The organism is Pseudomonas sp. M20, assembly GCF_045037865.1.
Lineage (GTDB): Bacteria > Pseudomonadota > Gammaproteobacteria > Pseudomonadales > Pseudomonadaceae > Aquipseudomonas.
In genome coordinates, this window is sequence record NZ_CP173611.1 from 5,739,533 (window position 1) to 5,761,320 (window position 21,788).

Consider the following 21,788-nt stretch of genomic DNA (forward strand, 5'->3'; position numbering starts at 1 on the left):
GAAGGTGGCGAAGAGCCGCGTTTATCGCGATTACCTGTAGGGCCGGGTCAGGGCAAAAAAAGATAACCCTGGTTTCAATTTATTTTTCCCCAGGTGATTTTCGATCAGACGTTGTGGCTGATCGAGACCCAGTAACGGGTGAAGTAGCGGACGTTGATCGGTAACGAGGCCTGGAGATTGGCCAGAACGGCATCGGTGGAGTCGAGCCGAAAGGTGCCGGATACCCGCAGATCCCGGGCGCGCGCGTCGCAGTGCAAAACCCCGCTGCGATAACGGCCCAATTCTTCGATCACATCGCCCAAACGTGCATTGAGGACGATCAATTGGCCGTTGGTCCATGCCACTTCCGAGGGTTGGAAGGGATGAATGAGTCCGATATGCCGGCTATCGAAGTCAGCGCCTTCCCCTGCATTCAGAATAATGGCGGCTGTTGATGAATCCCCCGGTTGAACGCTGACCCGATTTTCCAGCACCCCCACGCGGGTAGAACCCGGGAACTGGTGGACGGAGAATCGAGTGCCCAAGGCTTGTATCCGGCCATCACGGGTTTCGACGAAAAAGGGTCGTTGATCGCCAAGCTTTCCGGTTTGGATCAGGATTTCGCCCGAGCGCAGGCGAATCAGCCGCTGTACCGGGTCGAAAGACACGTCAATGGCAGTGTCGGTGTTGAGCTGAATCTGGCTGCCATCCGCCAATGCGATATTGCGAAGCTGACCAACCCCGGTTTTATAGTCCGCCCAAACATTCCCCAAGGAAGCGTGATGCTGAACATTCCAGCCAACGAACCCCGTCCCCGCCCCGAGCAGCAACAGTTTCAGCACCTGACGGCGTTGCTGACCGGTGTTCAGTGCCCGACGTTTCAGATCCTGCGGTAGTTTGCCGAGGTGGCGTTGCATTTGTTCCATCTGGTTCCACGCCGCCAGATGTGCCGGGTCGCTATCTATCCACAGCTGCCAGGCCTTCTGTTCGGCGAGCGTCGGCGGATCCGTTTGAAACTGCACATACCAACTGGCGGCCGCTTCGAAAACCTGACGGTTGGGGGCGATGGCCATCAACGCTGCGCCATGACCAGGGCACATTCCGTCAGGGAGCGGATCATGTGTTTCTTCACCGTGGTCAGAGAAACCTTCAGCTGCAGGGCGATCTGTTGATAAGTCAGGCCATCGATCTGCGACAGCATGAAAATCTGTTGGCTTCTGGCGCCGAGCCCGGCCAAGGCTTTATCCACAGCGACCAGAGTTTCGATGATCAGCGCCTTGTCTTCCTCGCTGATGGCGGTGGCTTCCGGTCGAGCCGCCAGGGTCTGCAAATATGCTGCTTCGATAGCCTGTCTGCGATAACGATCAATCACCAGACCGCGTGCAATTGTCGCCAGATAGTCCCGTGGCTCGCGAATCTGCGCGGCATTGCGGGCCGCCAGAATCCGCACAAACGTGTCATGCGCCACATCGGCGGCATCGCAGGCGTCATGCAATTTTCCCTTGAGCCATCCATATAGCCACGAATGATGTTGCTCGTAGATTTGCTCAATCGCAGCGGTGTGGGCGGGTAGGGACATAGGGAAAACTGATGAGTTAATGATAATGCCTATTATTAGCCCCTGTTACGTTCTCTCACAATAGCCCTCGCACTTCCCTCCATCAGCTTCTTTGTCGCCAGCGAACCCTCGCTGGTGTTTTTTTTGCGCGCTGAAAAAGCTGCTGTATCGTTTTTTCTGTGGATTAAGCCCTGTGAATAACTGCCACTGAGGTCGGTTGATAACAGGGCTTAAAAACTGGACATAAACCCCTCTGTGGATAACCTTCCCTTTCATCCACAGGCTTACAGCGGTTATCCAAGGGCCTCATTAGCACATGAGCACAGGGTTTTAAAACTCTGTACACATTGAATATAAAGGCCTGTAGCAATCTATCCACAGAAAGGTGGCTCAGTAAGAATAAACATAAAAACAAAGGTTTTATAAATTTCTCTCTTTTTTATTCTTTTAACCTCGAGTTCTCCACAGCTGGTTAAATTTTGTGCAAAGGGTTCTTTAGGAAGGGCGAAGTCCCTATACTTGTCGACCAGGTTCAGAAACCTGATCTCAAACTATTCCTGAATTACCTACTTAAGCAGGCACGAGGTGCGTGGTGGATTTCCCTTCCCGTTTTGAAGTGATCGTCATCGGCGGCGGTCATGCCGGTACCGAGGCAGCACTGGCCTCAGCACGTATGGGGGCAAAAACCCTGTTGCTGACGCATAACGTGGAAACCCTCGGTGCCATGAGTTGCAACCCGGCCATCGGTGGTATTGGCAAAAGCCATCTGGTCAAGGAAATCGATGCCCTCGGCGGCGCGATGGCAACGGCCACCGATTTGGGCGGCATCCAGTTTCGCGTGTTGAACAGCCGCAAAGGCCCAGCCGTACGGGCGACCCGTGCGCAAGCCGACCGGATTCTGTACAAAGCCGCTGTCCGCGAAATTCTGGAAAACCAGCCGAACCTGTGGATATTTCAACAAGCGGCTGACGACCTGATCGTCGAGCAGGAACAAGTCCGTGGTGTTGTCACGCAAATGGGTCTGCGCTTTTTCGCCGATTCCGTGGTGTTGACCACCGGTACGTTCCTCGGCGGACTTATCCACATCGGTTTGCAGAATTTCTCCGGCGGTCGCGCCGGTGATCCGCCGTCGATCGCCCTGGCTCACCGTCTGCGTGAACTGCCACTGCGTGTCGGTCGCCTGAAAACCGGCACACCGCCGCGTATCGACGGCAAGTCTGTGGATTTCTCGGTGATGACCGAGCAACCCGGCGATACGCCGATTCCGGTGATGTCGTTCATGGGCAACAAAGAACAGCATCCACGTCAGGTCAGTTGCTGGATTACTCACACAAACGCCCGCACCCACGAAATCATCGCCGCGAACCTCGATCGTTCGCCGATGTATTCCGCCGCTGGTGAAATCGAAGGCATCGGCCCGCGCTACTGCCCGTCGATCGAAGACAAGATCCATCGCTTTGCCGACAAGGAAAGCCATCAGGTGTTTATCGAACCGGAAGGTTTGACCACCCATGAGCTGTATCCGAACGGGATATCCACAAGCTTGCCGTTCGACGTGCAATTGCAGATCGTGCAATCGATCCGTGGCATGGAAAACGCGCACATCGTGCGTCCGGGTTATGCGATCGAGTACGACTACTTCGATCCACGCGACCTGAAGTACAGCCTGGAAACCAAAGTCATCGGCGGTCTGTTCTTCGCCGGGCAAATCAACGGCACCACCGGCTACGAAGAAGCTGGCGCCCAAGGTTTGCTCGCTGGCGCCAACGCCGCACTGCGCGCCAAGGGCAAAGAAGCCTGGTGCCCGCGTCGCGATGAAGCCTACATCGGCGTTTTGGTCGACGACCTGATCACCCTCGGTACCCAAGAGCCGTACCGCATGTTCACTTCCCGTGCCGAGTACCGTCTGATTCTGCGTGAGGACAACGCTGACCTGCGTCTGACCGAAAAAGGTCGCGAGCTGGGTCTGGTCGATGACGCGCGTTGGGCGGCCTTCTGCAAGAAACGCGAAAGTATCGAGCTGGAAGAGCAGCGCCTGAAAAGCACCTGGGTTCGCCCGAACACGCAGCAGGGCGATGCGATTGCCGAGAAATTCGGCACGCCGCTGACCCACGAATACAACTTGCTCAACCTCTTGAGTCGACCGGAAATCGACTACGCTGGTCTGGTCGAAGTGACCGGCAACGGCGCCGAAGATCCACAGGTTGCCGAACAGGTGGAAATCAAGACCAAATACGCCGGTTACATCGACCGTCAACAGGACGAAATCGCCCGTCTGCGCGCCAGTGAAGACACGAAACTGCCTGTGGATATCGATTACACCAACATTTCCGGTCTTTCCAAGGAGATCCAGAGCAAGCTCGGCGCGACTCGACCAGAGACGCTGGGCCAGGCTTCGCGGATCCCGGGTGTGACCCCGGCAGCGATTTCGCTGCTGATGATTCATTTGAAAAAACGCGGCGCGGGCCGTCAGTTGGAGCAAAGCGCTTGAGTTCTAAGGTCACTTCGCAACACGCCGAAGAGTTATCCACAGGAGCCCGCGAGCTCGGTGTCAATCTCACTGAAACCCAGCACGAATTGCTGCTGGGTTATCTGGCCCTGTTGATCAAATGGAACCAGGCCTACAACCTGACCGCTGTGCGCGATCCGGACGAAATGGTGTCGAGGCATTTGCTCGATAGTCTCAGCGTGATGTCGTTCATCGAGAACGGTCGTTGGCTCGACGTTGGCAGTGGCGGCGGCATGCCAGGCATCCCGTTGGCGATCCTGTATCCGGATTCGCAAGTGACTTGTCTGGACAGCAACGGCAAGAAAACCCGCTTTCTGACTCAGGTCAAACTCGAACTCAAACTGGATAACCTGCAAGTTATCCACAGCCGTGTCGAAGCCTTCCAGCCTGCACAGCCGTTCAACGGGATTATTTCCCGGGCGTTCAGCAGTATGGAGAACTTCACCAACTGGACTCGCCACCTCGGCGATGCCGATACACGATGGCTGGCAATGAAGGGCGTTCATCCGGCCGATGAGCTGGTAGCATTGCCGGCAGACTTCAAACTCGATAGCGAACACGCCCTGGCCGTACCCGGTTGCCAAGGCCAACGCCATCTGCTGATACTGCGCCGCACGGCATGATTGGGAACACAAGCAAGAATGGCTAAGGTATTCGCGATAGCGAACCAGAAGGGTGGTGTGGGTAAGACCACCACCTGCATCAACCTCGCAGCATCCCTGGTCGCGACCAAGCGCCGGGTGCTGTTGATCGATCTCGATCCACAGGGCAACGCCACCATGGGTAGCGGTGTGGATAAACACGGCCTGGAAAACTCGGTCTACGACCTGCTGATCGGCGAATGCGATCTGGCCCAGGCCATGCACTATTCCGAGCACGGCGGTTACCAACTGCTGCCGGCCAACCGCGATTTGACGGCGGCCGAAGTGGTGCTGCTGGAAATGCAGATGAAGGAAAGCCGTCTGCGCAGCGCGCTGGCGCCGATCCGTGAAAACTACGATTACATTCTGATCGACTGCCCGCCGTCGCTGTCGATGCTCACGCTGAACGCACTGGTCGCCGCTGACGGGGTGATTATCCCCATGCAGTGCGAGTACTTCGCGCTCGAAGGCTTGAGTGACCTTGTGGATAACATCAAGCGCATCGCTGAATTGCTCAACCCGAACCTGAAAGTCGAAGGCCTGCTGCGGACCATGTATGACCCGCGCCTGAGCCTGATGAACGACGTTTCGGCGCAGCTCAAGGAACACTTCGGCGATCAGCTGTACGACACGGTGATCCCGCGCAACATCCGCCTGGCCGAAGCGCCGAGCTACGGCATGCCGGCGCTTGCCTACGACAAGCAATCGCGCGGCGCCCTGGCTTATCTGGCCCTGGCCGGCGAGATGGTTCGTCGTCAGCGCAAAAACTCACGCATCGCCGCCGCTCAGGCAACTTAAGGAATCCCCATGGCCGTCAAGAAACGAGGTCTCGGACGTGGACTGGATGCACTGCTGAGTGGTCCGACCGTCAGCGCGCTGGAAGAACAAGCGGCGCAAGCTGACACCCGCGAACTGCAGCACTTGCCACTGGATCTGCTGCAGCGCGGCAAATACCAGCCGCGCCGCGACATGGATCCTCAGGCGCTGGAAGAACTGGCAGCGTCGATCAAGGCGCAAGGCGTGATGCAGCCGATCGTGGTGCGCCCGATTGGCGGTGGCCGCTTCGAGATCATCGCCGGTGAACGCCGCTGGCGCGCGAGTCAGCAAGCCGGGCAGGAAACCATCCCGGCGATGGTGCGCGACGTACCGGATGAAACCGCGATCGCCATTGCGCTGATCGAGAACATCCAGCGTGAAGATCTCAACCCGATCGAAGAAGCGGTGGCCCTGCAGCGTTTGCAGCAGGAGTTCCAGCTGACGCAGCAACAGGTCGCCGAGGCTGTGGGTAAGTCCCGCGTCACTGTGGCTAACCTGTTGCGGCTTATTGCACTGCCGGAAGTCATCAAGACCATGTTGTCCCACGGCGACCTGGAAATGGGTCATGCCCGTGCTTTGCTCGGTCTGCCGGACAATCAGCAGGTGGAAGGGGCGCGACATGTTGTCGCACGCGGCCTCACCGTGCGCCAAACTGAAGCACTGGTTCGTCAGTGGTTGAGTGGCAAACCGGAGCCTGTGGAAGCGAGCAAACCCGACCCGGATATCGCCCGCCTCGAACAGCGTCTGGCCGAGCGCCTAGGCTCTGCGGTGCAGATTCGCCACGGCAAGAAGGGAAAGGGTCAGTTGGTGATCGGTTACAACTCCCTCGATGAGCTTCAAGGTGTGCTCGCGCACATCCGCTGAAACATTTCCTCATGTAGCGCGCAGTCGGAAATCACTACCTGACAGTTGAATAGGGGCAGAACCGCCCCTATACTCTGCGCGCATTTTGTCGGCACAAATTATGCCAAGTTATTGAATTCTGGCAGCCGACCATTGGAGAGCAAACGTGATGGAAACCCGCAAGCCAAACCGCCTGCCGTTCCATCGCCTGGCGGTTTTTCCGGTGTTAATGGCTCAATTTGTCATTTTGCTCATTGCCGCTTTGGCGCTCTGGCAATGGCACGGAGTCGTTGCCGGATACTCGGGACTTTGCGGGGGCCTGATAGCCTTGCTGCCCAATGTTTATTTCGCTCACAAGGCATTTCGGTTTTCCGGCGCCCGAGCAGCCCAGTCCATCGTCCGGTCATTTTATGCCGGCGAGGCAGGCAAACTGATTTTGACGGCAGTGCTCTTTGCACTGGTGTTTGCAGGTGTGAAGCCACTGGCGCCGATAGCTGTATTCGGCGCGTTCGTGCTGACTCAGTCGGTCAGCTGGTTCGCTCCCCTGCTGATGAGAACAAGACTTTCGAGACCTTAGGGCGTTTGAGGCAACCATGGCAGAAACAACCGCTTCGGGCTATATCCAGCACCACTTGCAGAACCTGACCTTCGGTCAGCTACCTAACGGCGGCTGGGGCTTTGCCCATACCGCAGCAGAAGCCAAAGAAATGGGCTTCTGGGCTTTCCACGTCGATACTCTCGGCTGGTCGGTCGCGTTGGGTCTGATCTTCGTTCTTCTTTTCCGCATGGCGGCAAAGAAAGCGACTTCGGGTCAGCCGGGTGCTTTGCAGAACTTCGTTGAAGTATTGGTCGAATTCGTCGATGGCAGCGTGAAAGACAGCTTCCATGGCCGTAGCCCGGTGATTGCACCGCTGGCACTGACCATCTTCGTCTGGGTGTTCCTGATGAACGCCGTCGACCTGGTACCGGTCGACTGGATTCCTCAGCTGGCCATCCTGATCTCCGGTGACCACCACATCCCGTTCCGCGCCGTGTCGACAACCGACCCGAACGCGACCCTGGGCATGGCGTTCTCGGTTTTCGCACTGATCATTTTCTATAGCATCAAGGTCAAGGGCTTCGGCGGCTTCATCGGCGAACTGACCCTGCACCCGTTCGGCAGCAAGAACATCTTCGTTCAAGCTCTGCTGATCCCGGTGAACTTCCTGCTGGAATTCGTGACCCTGATCGCCAAGCCGATCTCTCTGGCTCTGCGTCTGTTCGGCAACATGTATGCCGGCGAGCTGGTGTTCATTCTGATCGCTGTGATGTTCGGCAGCGGTCTGCTCTGGCTGAGCGGCCTGGGCGTTGTTCTGCAGTGGGCATGGGCTGTGTTCCACATCCTGATCATCACGCTGCAGGCGTTCATCTTCATGATGCTGACCATCGTCTACCTGTCGATGGCGCACGAAGAAAACCATTAAGGCCAGTCTCGACTAGTCTGATGTCCTTCCCGGTCAAACGGGAAGGGGCTCTTCACAGGGCACCTGAAACGATTTGTTTTACCGCTTTAATCTAAAAAACCTAAACCATACGACGTAAAAGTCGGGAGGAAAGATGGAAACTGTAGTTGGTCTAACCGCTATCGCTGTTGCACTGTTGATCGGCCTGGGCGCACTGGGTACCGCAATTGGTTTCGGCCTGCTGGGCGGCAAGTTCCTGGAAGGCGCAGCGCGTCAGCCAGAAATGGTTCCAATGCTGCAAGTTAAAATGTTCATCGTTGCCGGTCTGCTCGACGCCGTAACCATGATCGGTGTTGGTATCGCTCTGTTCTTCACCTTTGCGAACCCGTTCGTTGGTCAGATCGCTGGCTAATTACCCGGATTCTTCCGAGTAATTTGATGTGATGGACAACGTAACTGCGAGGTGTTGGCGTGAACATTAATGCGACCCTGATTGGCCAGTCCGTTGCGTTCCTGATTTTTGTACTGTTCTGCATGAAGTATGTATGGCCTCCGGTCATCGCTGCCCTGCACGAACGTCAAAAGAAGATCGCTGATGGTCTGGACGCTGCCAGCCGTGCAGCTCGCGACCTGGAGTTGGCCCAAGAAAAAGCGGGTCAGCAACTGCGCGAAGCGAAAGCTCAGGCAGCTGAAATCATCGAGCAAGCCAAGAAACGCGGTAACCAGATTGTCGAAGAGGCCGTTGAAAAGGCCCGTGTCGACGCTGACCGTGTGAAGGTTCAGGCTCAAGCCGAGATCGAACAGGAACTGAACAGTGTCAAAGACAAGCTGCGCGCCCAAGTGGGTTTGCTGGCTGTCGGCGGCGCCGAGAAGATCCTGGGTGCCACAATCGATCAAAACGCGCACGCAGAGCTGGTTAACCAACTGGCTGCTGAAATCTAAGCGAGGGCGATCATGGCAGAACTGACCACGTTGGCCCGACCTTACGCTAAGGCGGCCTTCGAGCACGCTCAGGCCCACCAGCAACTGGCCAATTGGTCAGCCATGCTCGGCCTGGCTGCAGCGGTGTCACAAGACGACACCATGCAGCGCGTGCTCAAGGCCCCGCGACTGACGAGCGCAGAAAAGGCCGCCACGTTTATTGACGTGTGCGGCGACAAGTTTGATGCCAAGGCACAGAACTTCATCAATGTCGTTGCCGAAAACGACCGTCTCCCGCTTCTGCCGGAGATTGCCGCTCTTTTCGACCTGTACAAGGCCGAACAAGAGAAGTCGGTAGACGTTGAAGTGACCAGTGCTTTTGCATTGAACCAAGAACAGCAAGACAAACTCGCCAAGGTTCTCAGTGCACGACTCAACCGGGAAGTGCGCCTGCAAGTTGCGGAGGATGCTGCCCTTATAGGTGGTGTCGTTATCCGCGCCGGCGACCTGGTTATCGATGGCTCGATTCGCGGCAAAATCGCGAAACTTGCCGAAGCATTGAAATCTTGAGTTTGAAGGGGCAGCAGAGCAATGCAGCAACTCAATCCTTCCGAAATAAGTGAAATTATCAAGGGCCGCATCGACAAGCTCGATGTGACCTCCCAAGCCCGTAACGAAGGCACTGTCGTCAGCGTATCTGACGGCATCGTGCGGATTCACGGTCTGGCCGACGTAATGTACGGCGAGATGATCGAGTTTCCGGGCGGCGTCTACGGTATGGCCCTCAACCTGGAGCAAGACTCCGTAGGTGCCGTTGTACTGGGCGCTTACCAGTCTCTGGCTGAAGGCATGAGCGCCAAGTGCACCGGCCGCATCCTCGAAGTTCCGGTTGGTAAGGAACTGCTGGGTCGCGTAGTCGACGCACTGGGCAACCCTGTTGACGGCAAAGGTCCACTGGGCAACACCGAGACCGACGCGGTCGAGAAAGTTGCTCCGGGCGTGATCTGGCGTAAGTCGGTAGACCAGCCTGTACAGACTGGCTACAAGGCTGTCGATGCCATGATCCCTGTCGGCCGTGGCCAGCGTGAGCTGATCATCGGTGACCGTCAGATCGGTAAAACCGCTCTGGCGATCGACGCGATCATCAACCAGAAAGACAGCGGCATTTTCTGCGTCTACGTAGCTATTGGTCAGAAACAATCGACCATCGCCAACGTGGTTCGCAAGCTGGAAGAAAACGGCGCCCTGGCCAACACGATCATCGTGGCTGCCAGTGCTTCGGAATCTCCTGCGCTGCAATTCCTGGCACCGTACTCCGGTTGCACCATGGGTGAATTCTTCCGCGACCGCGGTGAAGACGCGCTGATCGTTTATGACGATCTGTCCAAGCAAGCAGTGGCTTACCGCCAGATTTCCCTGCTGCTGCGCCGTCCACCAGGCCGTGAAGCTTACCCAGGCGACGTGTTCTATCTCCACTCCCGTCTGCTGGAGCGCGCATCCCGCGTTTCGGAAGAATACGTAGAGAAGTTCACCAACGGCGCAGTGACCGGCAAAACCGGTTCCCTGACCGCATTGCCGATCATCGAAACCCAGGCTGGCGACGTTTCCGCGTTCGTTCCGACCAACGTGATTTCCATCACCGACGGTCAGATCTTCCTGGAATCGGCCATGTTCAACTCGGGCATCCGCCCTGCAGTGAACGCCGGTGTTTCGGTATCCCGTGTGGGTGGTGCCGCTCAGACCAAGATCATCAAGAAGCTGTCCGGTGGTATCCGTACCGCTCTGGCTCAGTACCGTGAACTGGCGGCATTCGCCCAGTTCGCTTCTGACCTGGACGAAGCGACCCGTAAGCAACTTGAGCATGGTCAGCGCGTTACCGAGCTGATGAAGCAGAAGCAATACGCACCAATGTCGATCGCTGACATGGCGCTGTCGCTGTATGCCGCTGAGCGTGGGTTCCTGACTGACATTGAAATCGCCAAGATCGGCAGCTTCGAACAAGCGCTGATTGCTTTCTTCAACCGCGATCACGCCGATTTGATGGCCAAGATCAACGTTAAAGGTGACTTCAATGACGAAATCGACGCTGGCATGAAAGCCGGTATCGAGAAGTTCAAGGCCACCCAAACCTGGTAAGCCGCAGCGGGAGCCGCGAGGCTCCCGCTTGCTAACCTGATAGGTGTTACATGGCAGGCGCAAAAGAGATTCGCAGTAAGATTGCGAGCATCAAAAGCACGCAAAAGATTACCAGCGCCATGGAAAAAGTGGCGGTCAGCAAAATGCGCAAGGCACAAATGCGCATGGCTGCTAGCCGTCCTTATGCGGAGCGTATCCGCCAGGTTATTGGGCATCTGGCCAACGCCAACCCGGAATACCGCCACCCGTTCATGATCGACCGCGAAATCAAGCGCGTTGGTTATGTTGTGGTGAGCAGTGACCGTGGTCTGTGCGGCGGCTTGAATACCAACCTGTTCAAGGCCCTGGTCAAGGACATGGCGGTAAACCGCGAAAACGGCGTCGAGATTGATCTGTGTGTCGTTGGTAGCAAGGGTGCGGCCTTTTTCCGTAACTTCGGCGGTAACGTCGTTGCAGCTATCAGCCACCTGGGTGAAGAGCCGTCGATCAATGACTTGATCGGCAGCGTCAAGGTGATGCTGGATGCCTACCTGGATGGCCGTATTGATCGCCTGTCCGTGGTGTCCAACAAGTTCATCAACACCATGACGCAACAGCCTACCGTGGAGCAGTTGATTCCACTGGTGGCCACCCCGGATCAGGATCTCAAGCACCACTGGGACTATCTCTACGAACCGGATGCCAAAGAGCTGCTTGACGGCTTGATGGTCCGCTACGTTGAGTCGCAGGTCTACCAGGCGGTGGTCGAGAACAACGCGGCTGAACAAGCTGCGCGGATGATCGCGATGAAGAACGCTACCGACAACGCCGGTGATTTGATCAGCGATTTGCAGCTGATCTACAACAAGGCGCGTCAGGCTGCGATCACCCAAGAGATCTCGGAAATCGTCGGCGGCGCTGCCGCGGTTTAACGGTTCAAATATTCAGAGGATCCAGCTATGAGTAGCGGACGTATCGTTCAAATCATCGGCGCCGTTATCGACGTGGAATTTCCACGCGACAGCGTACCGAGCATCTACAACGCTTTGAAAGTCAAAAGCGATGCCGGCACCACTCTGGAAGTTCAGCAGCAGCTGGGCGACGGCGTGGTTCGTACCATTGCGATGGGTTCCACCGAGGGCTTGAAGCGCGGTCTGGAAGTTACCGACTCTGGCGCAGCCATCTCCGTACCGGTCGGTAAAGCGACCCTGGGCCGGATCATGGACGTCCTCGGTAACCCGATCGACGAAGCTGGCCCGATCGACACCGAAGAGCGTTGGGGCATTCACCGTCCAGCGCCTTCGTTCGCTGAACAGGCAGGCGGCAACGACCTGCTGGAAACCGGCATCAAGGTTATCGACCTGGTTTGCCCGTTTGCCAAAGGCGGTAAAGTTGGTCTGTTCGGTGGTGCCGGTGTAGGCAAAACCGTGAACATGATGGAACTGATCCGTAACATCGCCATCGAGCACAGCGGTTATTCCGTGTTCGCCGGTGTGGGTGAGCGTACTCGTGAGGGTAACGACTTCTACCACGAGATGAAGGACTCCAACGTTCTGGACAAAGTGGCACTGGTTTACGGTCAGATGAACGAGCCGCCGGGTAACCGTCTGCGCGTAGCACTGACCGGCCTGACCATGGCCGAGAAGTTCCGTGACGAAGGTAACGACGTTCTGCTGTTCGTCGACAACATCTATCGTTACACCCTGGCCGGTACTGAAGTATCCGCACTGCTGGGCCGTATGCCTTCGGCAGTAGGTTACCAGCCGACTCTGGCTGAAGAGATGGGCGTTCTGCAAGAACGTATCACTTCGACCAAAGAAGGTTCGATCACTTCGATCCAAGCGGTATACGTACCTGCGGATGACTTGACTGACCCGTCGCCAGCGACCACCTTCGCCCACTTGGACGCCACCGTCGTTCTGTCCCGTGACATCGCCTCCCTGGGTATCTACCCAGCGGTAGATCCACTGGATTCGACTTCGCGTCAGCTGGATCCGAACGTAATCGGTCAGGACCACTACGACACCGCTCGCGGCGTTCAGTACGTTCTGCAACGTTACAAAGAGCTGAAGGACATCATCGCGATCCTGGGTATGGACGAGCTGTCGGAAGCCGACAAGCAGTTGGTAAACCGTGCTCGTAAGATCCAGCGCTTCTTGTCGCAGCCGTTCTTCGTGGCTGAAGTCTTCACCGGTGCTTCGGGTAAATACGTTTCCCTGAAAGACACCATTGCTGGCTTCAAAGGCATCCTCAACGGTGACTACGACCACCTGCCAGAACAAGCGTTCTACATGGTTGGCGGCATCGAAGAAGCGATCGAGAAAGCCAAGAAACTGTAATCCCGGCGCCCGGCAACGGGCGCTAATTTAGGTTGAGGCAATCAGATGGCTATGACAGTCCATTGCGATATCGTCAGCGCGGAAGGGGAAATCTTTTCCGGCCTGGTCGAGATGGTGATTGCGCACGGTGCACTGGGTGATCTTGGTATCGCTCTGGGTCACGCGCCGCTGATCACTAATCTGAAGCCAGGTCCGATCCGCCTGATCAAGCAAGGCGGGGAACCCGAGGTGTTCTACATCTCCGGTGGTTTCCTCGAGGTTCAGCCGAACATGGTCAAAGTGCTTGCCGATACCGTGCAACGTGCCGCCGACCTGGATGAAGCTCAGGCTCAAGCAGCTCTCAAGGCTGCCGAGCATGCTCTGCATGAAAAAGGCGCTGATTTCGACTACAGCGCTGCGTCAGCACGGCTGGCCGAGGCTGCAGCTCAGCTGCGCACCGTCCAGCAGATCCGCAAGAAGTTTGGCGGTTAATCCGTCAGCCGCTTGTTGTGCGATTGATAAAAAAGGGTAGCCTCGGCTACCCTTTTTTCTTTTCCGAATTCCCGAAACCCGGTCGCAGTCGCTGACCACCCAGGATTGGTAGCCAGTCATGTCTCTTGAAATCGTTATCCTCGCGGCCGGTCAAGGCACTCGTATGCGTTCGGCACTGCCGAAAGTGCTGCACCCGATTGCCGGCAACTCCATGCTGGGCCATGTTATCCACAGCGCCCGGCAACTTGAGCCACAACGCATTCATGTGGTGATCGGCCATGGTGCCGATGTGGTGCGTGAACGCCTGGCCGCTGAGGATCTGAATTTCGTCCTGCAAGACAAACAACTCGGCACCGGTCATGCCACTGCCCAAGCGGTGCCGTTCATTACTGCCGACACGGTGTTGATCCTATACGGTGACGTGCCGCTGATCGAAGTCGAAACCCTGCAACGTTTGCTCAAGCATGTCGTGCCCGGGCAGATGGGTTTGCTAACCGTCGAACTGGAAGACCCAACCGGTTACGGCCGCATCGTGCGCGATGCTGACGGCAAAGTAGCCGCCATTGTTGAGCACAAAGATGCCAGCGAAGCCCAGCGCGCCATTCCTGAAGGCAACACCGGCATTCTCGCGGTGCCGGCCAATCGTCTGGCCGATTGGATGAGTCGCCTGTCGAACAACAACGCTCAGGGCGAGTACTACCTGACCGACGTGATCGAAATGGCGGTCAGCGATGGTCTGGTGGTGGCCACCGAACAACCACACGACCCGATGGAGGTGCAGGGCGCCAATGATCGCAAGCAGCTGTCCGAGCTGGAGCGTCATTACCAGCTGCGCGCTGGCCGTCGTTTGATGGCGCAAGGCGTGACCCTGCGTGATCCGGCGCGTTTCGATGTGCGTGGAGAAGTCACTGTGGGTCGCGACGTGCTGATCGATATCAACGTGATCCTCGAAGGCAACGTCGTCATCGAAGACGATGTGGTGATCGGCCCGAATTGTGTGATCAAGGACAGCACCCTGCGCAAAGGCGTGGTGATCAAGGCCAACAGTCATATTGAAGGTGCCGTTATGGGCGAGGGCAGCGATGCCGGCCCGTTTGCGCGTCTGCGTCCAGGCACCGTGCTCGAAGCGCGTGCGCATGTGGGTAACTTTGTTGAACTGAAAAACGCCCATATGGGTGAAGGCGCCAAAGCAGGTCACCTGACTTATCTGGGTGATGCCGAAATCGGTGCGCGTACCAATATTGGCGCCGGCACCATCACCTGCAACTACGATGGCGCCAACAAGTGGAAAACCGTGTTGGGTGCTGACGTGTTCGTCGGCTCCAATAACTCGTTAGTCGCGCCTGTGGATATCTCTGCCGGTGCGACCACGGCAGCCGGTTCGACCATTACGCAGAATGTGGATAACGCGCAGTTGGCCGTGGGCCGAGCGCGGCAGAGGAATATCGACGGCTGGAAGCGGCCGGAGAAGATCAAGAAGAGCTGAGTTATCCACAGCGGTTTTTTGAAGATCAAGAGATCGCAGCCTTCGGCAGCTCCTACGGGAATGTTGAAGGCTGCGATTTTTTTTGGGCGACAGCTTGACGATTTAGGGCTGATAGGTTTTGATTGCTTACGTTATCTTTCGAAACGAAACTTAAGCCATGTCGAAACGCAACACGCCGCAACGCCGCCACAACATCCTCGCCTTGCTCAACGAGCAGGGCGAAGTCAGTGTGGATGAACTGGCCAAGCGTTTCGAAACCTCCGAAGTTACGATTCGCAAGGATCTTGCTGCGCTTGAAAGCCATGGCCTGCTGCTGCGCCGCTACGGCGGGGCGATCACAATGCCCCAAGAGTTGGTAGCGGAAACCGCGCAGAGCGTTTCCAAATACAAACAGGCGATTGCCCGTGCAGCGGTGAAACGCATCCGCGAACACGCGCGGATCATCATCGACAGCGGCAGCACCACCGCCGCCATGATCCCGGAGCTTGGCCAACAGCCCGGTCTGGTAGTGATGACCAACTCCCTGTACGTCGCCAATGCCTTGAGCGAACTCGAACACGAACCGGTGCTGCTGATGACCGGCGGCACCTGGGATCCGCATTCGGAATCCTTTCAGGGCCAGGTCGCCGAGCAGGTACTACGCTCTTACGACTTCGACCAATTGTTCATTGGCGCCGACGGTATCGACCTGATGCGCGGCACCACGACCTTCAATGAGCTGCTCGGTTTGAGCCGGGTCATGGCCGAAGTGGCGCGGGAAGTCATCGTCATGGTCGAGGCCGACAAGATCGGTCGCAAGATTCCCAACCTGGAGCTGCCGTGGAGCAGCGTCCATACCCTAATTACCGATGATCGCCTGCCTAGCGAGGCACGCGATCAGATTCAGGCCCGCGGTATCACCGTGATTTGCGCGGCTGTCAGTCAGGAGAAATAAGCATGTGTGGAATTGTCGGCGCAGTTGCTGAACGTAATATCACCGCCATCCTGCTCGAGGGCCTCAAGCGCCTGGAATACCGCGGCTATGACAGCGCCGGTGTCGCGGTCTTCACCAACGATGAAACCCTTGAGCGCATGCGTCGCCCGGGCAAGGTCAGCGAACTCGAAGCAGCGCTGGCTGAACACCCGCTGGTTGGCCGACTCGGCATTGCCCACACCCGTTGGGCCACCCACGGCGCACCCTGTGAACGCAACGCCCACCCGCATTTTTCCGGCGACATCGCGGTGGTGCACAACGGCATCATCGAAAACCACGAAGCCCTGCGCGAACAGCTGAAAGCGCAGGGTTACGTGTTTACTTCGGATACCGATACCGAAGTCATCGCTCACCTGCTCAACCATAAACTCAAGGATCAGCCTGATCTGAGCGTTGCGCTTAAAGCAACGGTCAAGGAACTGCACGGTGCTTACGGTCTGGCCGTGATCAATGCCAAGCAGCCGGATCGTCTGGTCGCCGCGCGCAGTGGCAGCCCGTTGGTGATCGGTCTGGGTCTGGGCGAGAACTTCCTCGCCTCCGACCAGTTGGCCCTGCGTCAGGTCACCGACCGCTTCATGTACCTGGAAGAAGGCGATATCGCCGAAATTCGCCGCGATGAAGTGCAAGTCTGGGACATCAACGGCAATGCTGTCGAGCGCCAGACCGTGCAGTACAGCGACGGTGCCGAAGCCGCCGACAAAGGTGAATACCGCCACTACATGCTCAAGGAAATCCACGAGCAACCGGCCGTTGTGCAGCGCACCCTCGAAGGTCGCCTGAGCAACGATCAAGTGTTGGTGCAAGCCTTCGGCCCACAAGCCGCCGAGCTGTTTGCCAACGTCCGCAACGTGCAGATCGTCGCCTGCGGCACCAGCTATCACGCCGGAATGGTGGCGCGTTACTGGCTCGAAGAACTGGCCGGTATCCCGTGCCAGGTCGAAGTCGCCAGCGAATTCCGCTACCGCAAAGTGGTGGTGCAGCCGGACACCCTGTTCGTGACCATCTCGCAGTCCGGTGAAACCGCCGACACCCTGGCAGCCCTGCGCAACGCCAAAGAGCTGGGTTTCCTCGCCAGCCTGGCGATCTGCAACGTCGGCATCAGCTCGCTGGTGCGCGAGTCCGATCTGACCCTGCTGACTCAGGCCGGCCGCGAAATTGGTGTGGCCTCCACCAAAGCCTTCACCACGCAATTGGTCGGCCTGTTGTTGCTGACGCTGTCGCTGGGTCAAGTGCGCGGCACGTTGGCTGACGGCGTTGAAGCGCGTCTGGTCGAAGAGCTGCGTCGTCTGCCAACCCGTCTTGGCGAAGCGCTGGCCATGGACAGCACCGTGGAGAAGATCGCCGAGCTGTTCGCCGAGAAAAACCACACCCTGTTCCTCGGTCGTGGTGCGCAATTCCCGGTGGCGATGGAAGGTGCCCTGAAACTCAAGGAAATCTCCTACATCCACGCCGAAGCCTACCCGGCCGGCGAGCTGAAGCACGGCCCGCTGGCGCTTGTGGATAACGACATGCCGGTGGTCACTGTGGCGCCGAACAACGAACTGCTGGAAAAGCTCAAGTCCAACCTGCAGGAAGTCCGCGCTCGTGGCGGTGAATTGATCGTGTTCGCCGACGAAAAAGCCGGCATGACCAACGGCGAAGGCACCCACGTGGTGCAGATGCCGCATATCCACGACATCCTCTCGCCGATCCTCTACACGGTTCCGCTGCAGTTGCTGTCGTACTACGTTGCGGTGCTCAAGGGCACGGACGTCGATCAGCCACGTAACCTGGCGAAGTCGGTGACGGTGGAATAAGTTATCCACAGCTGACATCGGCGCAAAAAAATCGCAGCTTCGGCTGCGATTTTTGTATCTGACTTGAGGGTCTCCATGGATCGCTTCCAGGAAATGCACATCTTCACCATCGTCGCCCAGGAGCAAGGCTTCTCTGCTGCCGCGCGTCGTCTGGGTTTGTCAGCGGCCAGCGTCACGCGGGCGGTGGCGGCGCTGGAGTTGCGCATCGGCACGCAGTTGTTGATCCGCACCACGCGCAGTGTGCATTTGAGCGAAGCGGGGCAGCGTTACCTGGAAGATTGTCGGCGGATTCTCGCCGAGGTGCAGGAGGCAGAGGATTCGGCGGCGGGCAGTCATGCCGAGCCGCGTGGGCAATTGACGGTGACGGCGCCGGTGTTGTTCGGTGATTTGTTTGTGACGCCGGTGATGGCGCGTTATCTCGCGCAGTATCCGGATGTCACGATCAATGCCGTACTGGTTGATCGTATCGTCAACATGGTTGAGGAGGGCATCGATGTCGCGGTGCGCATTGGTGATCTACCGGACAGCAATCAGCATGCGATTCGGGTCGGGGAGGTGCGTCGGGTCATTTGCGGCTCGCCGGACTACTTTGCCAAATATGGCCGGCCGGCTCATCCCCACGCATTGGCGGGCGCGCCAGTGGTGGCGACTTCAGCGATTGGCCAGCAACGCAGTTGGCCGTTTCTCGACGCGGGCGAACCGCTCAGCGTGCGTCCAGAGCCGCGTCTGATCGTGACCGCCAATCAGGCTGCGATTACAGCAGCTTGCACGGGCTTGGGTTTGACCCGGGTGTTGTCCTATCAAGTGGCGAGTCAGGTTGCCGCCGGCACACTGGAAATAGTGCTCGCCGAATTTGAACTGCCGCCGCTGCCGATCCACGTCGTGTATCAGGGCGGGCGCAAGGCGCCAGCGCGGATCCGCAGTTTTGTCGATTTCACGGCAGAGGCTTTGCGCGAACATCCGGCCTTGAAAAATGCTGCGTTATTTCACTCAGTGAAATAATCGATTGCAGTTGCTGGTGATTCTGTTGTTTTCGCGATAAGTGGAAGATGGCCTCCATCGGCGCTCTCATCCCCGCAGTGGCGCCCCTGTTCAACGGAGTCGACCATGCAAGCGATCAAACTCTACAACTTCCCACGTTCCGGCCACGCCCACCGTGTCGAGCTGATGTTGTCCCTGCTGCAACTACCGACCGAGCTGATCTTCGTCGATCTGGCCAAAGGTGAGCACAAGCAGCCGGCCTACCTCGCGATCAACAGTTTCGGCCAAGTGCCGGCCATTGATGACGACGGCGTGGTGCTGGCCGATTCCAACGCGATTCTGGTGTATCTGGCGCAGAAATACGGCCATGGTCGTTGGCTGCCAACCGATCCTGTCGGCGCCGCACGGGTACAGCGCTGGTTGTCGGCCGCCGCAGGACCGATCGCTTTCGGCCCCGCTGCTGCGCGATTGGTCACGGTGTTTGGTGCCCAACTGAATGCAGAAGAGGCGATTACCCGTGCGCACAACCTGCTCAAGGTGATGGACATCGAATTAGGCAAAACCGTGTATCTGGCCGGTGACGAGCCGAGCATTGCCGACGTTTCGGCCTACAGTTACATCGCCCACGCACCGGAAGGCAACGTGTCGCTGGACGACTACGGCAACGTCCGCGCCTGGCTGGCCCGGGTCGAGGCCCTGCCTGGTTTCGTCGGCATGCCGCGCACGGTTGCCGGTCTGCAAACCACCGCCTGATTTTCGCAATCCACACTGTGCCGACGGTGCAGGGGAGAGGTCGTGATGGAACGTTCACCGTGGCACGCTGGCGAGCAACAGTTGCAAGCGAAGGTCGGGGTTGCTGAACGCATGGAAGCCTTCGGGCGTAAGGTGATTCGCACCTGGATGCCGGATCAGCACCGCGAGTTCTATCAGCAACTGCCCTTCATGCTATACGGCGCAGTCGATGCGCAAGGGCGGCCGTGGGCCAGTGTGCTCGAAGGCGCGCCGGGGTTTGCCCATTCGCCGGATCCCGAGCATCTGCATTTCGCCAGCCAGCCTGCTGCCGATGACCCGGCGCAACTGCGTAACGGCGAACCGATCGGTTTGCTTGGCATCGAGTTGCACACCCGCCGGCGCAATCGCCTTAACGGCCATGTCGGCAATCTGAGCGCTCAGGGTTTTGAGGTGAGCGTGGATCAAGCCTTCGGCAACTGCCCGCAATACATTCAACTGCGCCAGTATCAACGTGTGCCGCTGACGGATCCGCAGACGCGCCGGGCTGAATATCTGCACGGCCTAGATGACGCGGCCACTGCGTTGATCACTGGCGCCGATACGTTTTTCGTCGCCAGTTATGTGGATGTCGAGGGCGAGCGCGCGGTGGATGTTTCTCATCGTGGCGGCCAGGCCGGTTTCGTGCGGGTGGAAGGCAATCGTCTGACCATCCCCGACTTCGCCGGCAACCTGCATTTCAACACTCTCGGCAATCTGTTGCTCAATCCCAAGGCCGGCCTGCTGTTCATCGACTTTTCCACAGGTGATCTGCTGCAACTCAGCGGGCGCACCGAGATCCTTCTCGATGACCCGCAGATCGAGGCGTTTCAAGGTGCGGAACGGTTGTGGACATTTGAAGTGGAGAAACTGGTGCGGCGCCCGGCAGCCTTGGCGTTGCGCTGGCGCTTCGACGGCATGTCGCCGACTAGTCTATTGACGGGTAACTGGGCCGAAGCCGACGCGCGTTTGCAAGCGCAGGCGCTGGGCAACCAATGGCGGCCGCTGCGCGTGGCGAAGATAGAAGCGGAGAGCCGCCACATTCGCTCGATCTATCTGGAGCCGACTGACGGCGCCGGTTTGCCGGTGTTTCTCGCGGGCCAGCATTTGCCACTGCGTTTCACCCTGGACGGTGAGGTGCATATCCGTACCTATAGTCTTTCGAGTGCGCCATCGGATGGGTTCTACCGCATCAGCGTGAAGCGCGAAGGACTGATCTCGTCGCACCTGCATGAGCAGATTCGTGTCGGCGATGTACTCGAAGCACGGGCACCGCAAGGGCATTTCACCGTCGCGCCGCAGGAGCAGCGACCGTTGGTGCTGTTGGCCGCCGGTGTGGGCATCACGCCGTTGCTGTCGATGTTGCGTGAGGTGGTTTACCAAGGCTTACGCACTCGGGGGATTCGTCCGACATTGTTGCTGCAGAGTTCACGCAGCCTCGCGGATCAGCCGTTTCGCAGGGAGCTGGATCGTTTGCTCGAAACCGCAGGTGACTCTGTACGAATCCTGCGATTGCTCAGCCAGCCGGAAGCCGATCTGCAAGAGGGCGAGGATTTCGATGTGCGTGGTCGCATCGACGGCACCGTGCTGAGGAACCTGCTGGATGCCGAAGACTTCGACCAGCTCGACTTTGTGCTTTGCGGCCCCGGTGCTTTTACTCAAGGGTTGTACGACACCCTGCGCGAGCTGGATGTGCGTGACGCACAGATTCATGCGGAAACCTTTGGCCCGTCGACGCTGAAACGTCAGGCCGATCCGGACGCGATCGTCATCGAACAACCGCCCGCAGCGACCACATCGGTCCCGGTGGTGTTCGAGCGCTCGGCGAAAGAGGCGCGCTGGCAGCCCGATGGCGGGAGTTTGCTGGAGCTGGCGGAAAGCCGCGGATTACGGCCGGAGTTCAGTTGCCGCGGTGGTTCGTGCGGTACGTGCAAGACCCGGCTGGTCAGTGGTGCAGTGAATTATCCACAGCTGCCGGCGGATATTCCGGAAGCGGGGCATGTGCTGATTTGCTGTGCCGTTCCGGCGCAAAGCAATCAGCCACTGGTCTTAGACCTGTAACCCGAACCCGTGTAGGAGCTGCCGAAGGCTGCGTTCTTTTGATTTTGATTTTTAAAAACAAGATCAAAAGAATGCAGCCTTCGGCAGCT

The 21,788-nt window shown here is 57.9% G+C and carries 21 protein-coding genes; 19 read left to right on the plus strand and 2 right to left on the minus strand.

Going from position 1 to position 21,788, the window contains the following annotated elements:
* Positions 1-104: 104 nt before the first annotated feature.
* Complete coding sequence (locus tag ACI514_RS25415; protein WP_405122604.1) at positions 105-1,052, minus strand: FecR domain-containing protein; 948 nt, start codon at positions 1,050-1,052, stop codon at positions 105-107.
* Entirely contained in the window at positions 1,052-1,558 is a 507-nt protein-coding gene (locus ACI514_RS25420) for a sigma-70 family RNA polymerase sigma factor (RefSeq protein ID WP_160060027.1), read from the minus strand. The genes ACI514_RS25415 and ACI514_RS25420 overlap by 1 nt, the downstream gene beginning before the upstream one ends.
* 571 nt (positions 1,559-2,129) lie before the next feature.
* On the opposite strand from ACI514_RS25420, the gene mnmG reads away from it, so the two are divergent.
* From mnmG to ACI514_RS25515, 19 genes are all read left to right on the plus strand, one after another.
* A complete protein-coding gene (mnmG, locus tag ACI514_RS25425; RefSeq protein WP_016984066.1) occupies positions 2,130-4,028 on the plus strand; it encodes a tRNA uridine-5-carboxymethylaminomethyl(34) synthesis enzyme MnmG in 1,899 nt (632 codons plus the stop codon).
* Positions 4,025-4,669 carry a 16S rRNA (guanine(527)-N(7))-methyltransferase RsmG gene (gene rsmG / locus ACI514_RS25430; RefSeq protein ID WP_007911906.1) on the plus strand — a complete coding sequence of 215 codons (645 nt, stop codon included), beginning with the start codon at positions 4,025-4,027 and terminating at the stop codon, positions 4,667-4,669. Before mnmG ends, rsmG begins: the two co-directional genes overlap by 4 nt.
* 18 nt (positions 4,670-4,687) lie before the next feature.
* On the plus strand, positions 4,688-5,485 hold the full coding sequence (locus ACI514_RS25435) for a ParA family protein (RefSeq protein WP_008084406.1): 798 nt from the start codon (positions 4,688-4,690) through the stop codon (positions 5,483-5,485).
* 9 nt (positions 5,486-5,494) lie between these two features.
* A complete protein-coding gene (locus ACI514_RS25440; protein WP_116028606.1) occupies positions 5,495-6,367 on the plus strand; it encodes a ParB/RepB/Spo0J family partition protein in 873 nt (290 codons plus the stop codon).
* Between the two features lie 148 nt (positions 6,368-6,515).
* Positions 6,516-6,923 carry a F0F1 ATP synthase subunit I gene (locus ACI514_RS25445; RefSeq protein WP_003229783.1) on the plus strand — a complete coding sequence of 136 codons (408 nt, stop codon included), beginning with the start codon at positions 6,516-6,518 and terminating at the stop codon, positions 6,921-6,923.
* Positions 6,924-6,939: 16 nt separating this feature from the next.
* Complete coding sequence (gene atpB, locus ACI514_RS25450) at positions 6,940-7,809, plus strand: F0F1 ATP synthase subunit A (protein ID WP_007911917.1); 870 nt, start codon at positions 6,940-6,942, stop codon at positions 7,807-7,809.
* A gap of 133 nt (positions 7,810-7,942) precedes the next feature.
* On the plus strand, positions 7,943-8,200 hold the full coding sequence (gene atpE / locus ACI514_RS25455) for a F0F1 ATP synthase subunit C (RefSeq protein WP_003097235.1): 258 nt from the start codon (positions 7,943-7,945) through the stop codon (positions 8,198-8,200).
* A gap of 59 nt (positions 8,201-8,259) precedes the next feature.
* A complete protein-coding gene (locus ACI514_RS25460) occupies positions 8,260-8,730 on the plus strand; it encodes a F0F1 ATP synthase subunit B (protein ID WP_003229781.1) in 471 nt (156 codons plus the stop codon).
* A gap of 12 nt (positions 8,731-8,742) precedes the next feature.
* Positions 8,743-9,279: a F0F1 ATP synthase subunit delta gene (locus ACI514_RS25465; RefSeq protein ID WP_007911956.1), complete on the plus strand. Its 537-nt coding sequence runs from the start codon at positions 8,743-8,745 to the stop codon at positions 9,277-9,279.
* A 21-nt stretch (positions 9,280-9,300) separates the two neighbouring features.
* Positions 9,301-10,845 carry a F0F1 ATP synthase subunit alpha gene (gene atpA / locus ACI514_RS25470; RefSeq protein ID WP_016984064.1) on the plus strand — a complete coding sequence of 515 codons (1,545 nt, stop codon included), beginning with the start codon at positions 9,301-9,303 and terminating at the stop codon, positions 10,843-10,845.
* A 50-nt stretch (positions 10,846-10,895) separates the two neighbouring features.
* The gene (gene atpG, locus ACI514_RS25475) at positions 10,896-11,756 is read left to right on the plus strand and encodes a F0F1 ATP synthase subunit gamma (RefSeq protein WP_007911960.1); all 861 of its coding nucleotides are present in this window, start codon (positions 10,896-10,898) and stop codon (positions 11,754-11,756) included.
* A 27-nt stretch (positions 11,757-11,783) separates the two neighbouring features.
* The gene (gene atpD / locus ACI514_RS25480) at positions 11,784-13,163 is read left to right on the plus strand and encodes a F0F1 ATP synthase subunit beta (RefSeq protein WP_016984062.1); all 1,380 of its coding nucleotides are present in this window, start codon (positions 11,784-11,786) and stop codon (positions 13,161-13,163) included.
* 45 nt (positions 13,164-13,208) lie between these two features.
* Positions 13,209-13,634, plus strand: coding sequence for a F0F1 ATP synthase subunit epsilon (locus tag ACI514_RS25485; protein WP_007911962.1), 426 nt, complete (start codon positions 13,209-13,211; stop codon positions 13,632-13,634).
* A 118-nt stretch (positions 13,635-13,752) separates the two neighbouring features.
* Positions 13,753-15,120, plus strand: coding sequence for a bifunctional UDP-N-acetylglucosamine diphosphorylase/glucosamine-1-phosphate N-acetyltransferase GlmU (gene glmU, locus ACI514_RS25490; RefSeq protein WP_405122605.1), 1,368 nt, complete (start codon positions 13,753-13,755; stop codon positions 15,118-15,120).
* 157 nt (positions 15,121-15,277) lie between these two features.
* Entirely contained in the window at positions 15,278-16,054 is a 777-nt protein-coding gene (locus ACI514_RS25495; RefSeq protein ID WP_160060025.1) for a DeoR/GlpR family DNA-binding transcription regulator, read from the plus strand.
* Between the two features lie 2 nt (positions 16,055-16,056).
* Positions 16,057-17,889, plus strand: a complete 1,833-nt coding sequence (gene glmS, locus ACI514_RS25500) for a glutamine--fructose-6-phosphate transaminase (isomerizing) (RefSeq protein WP_405122606.1) — start codon at positions 16,057-16,059, stop codon at positions 17,887-17,889.
* 75 nt (positions 17,890-17,964) lie between these two features.
* A complete protein-coding gene (locus ACI514_RS25505) occupies positions 17,965-18,891 on the plus strand; it encodes a LysR family transcriptional regulator (RefSeq protein ID WP_160060023.1) in 927 nt (308 codons plus the stop codon).
* 105 nt (positions 18,892-18,996) lie between these two features.
* A complete protein-coding gene (locus ACI514_RS25510) occupies positions 18,997-19,623 on the plus strand; it encodes a glutathione S-transferase family protein (protein WP_160060022.1) in 627 nt (208 codons plus the stop codon).
* Between the two features lie 45 nt (positions 19,624-19,668).
* The gene (locus ACI514_RS25515; RefSeq protein ID WP_405122607.1) at positions 19,669-21,699 is read left to right on the plus strand and encodes a pyridoxamine 5'-phosphate oxidase family protein; all 2,031 of its coding nucleotides are present in this window, start codon (positions 19,669-19,671) and stop codon (positions 21,697-21,699) included.
* Positions 21,700-21,788: the final 89 nt, after the last annotated feature.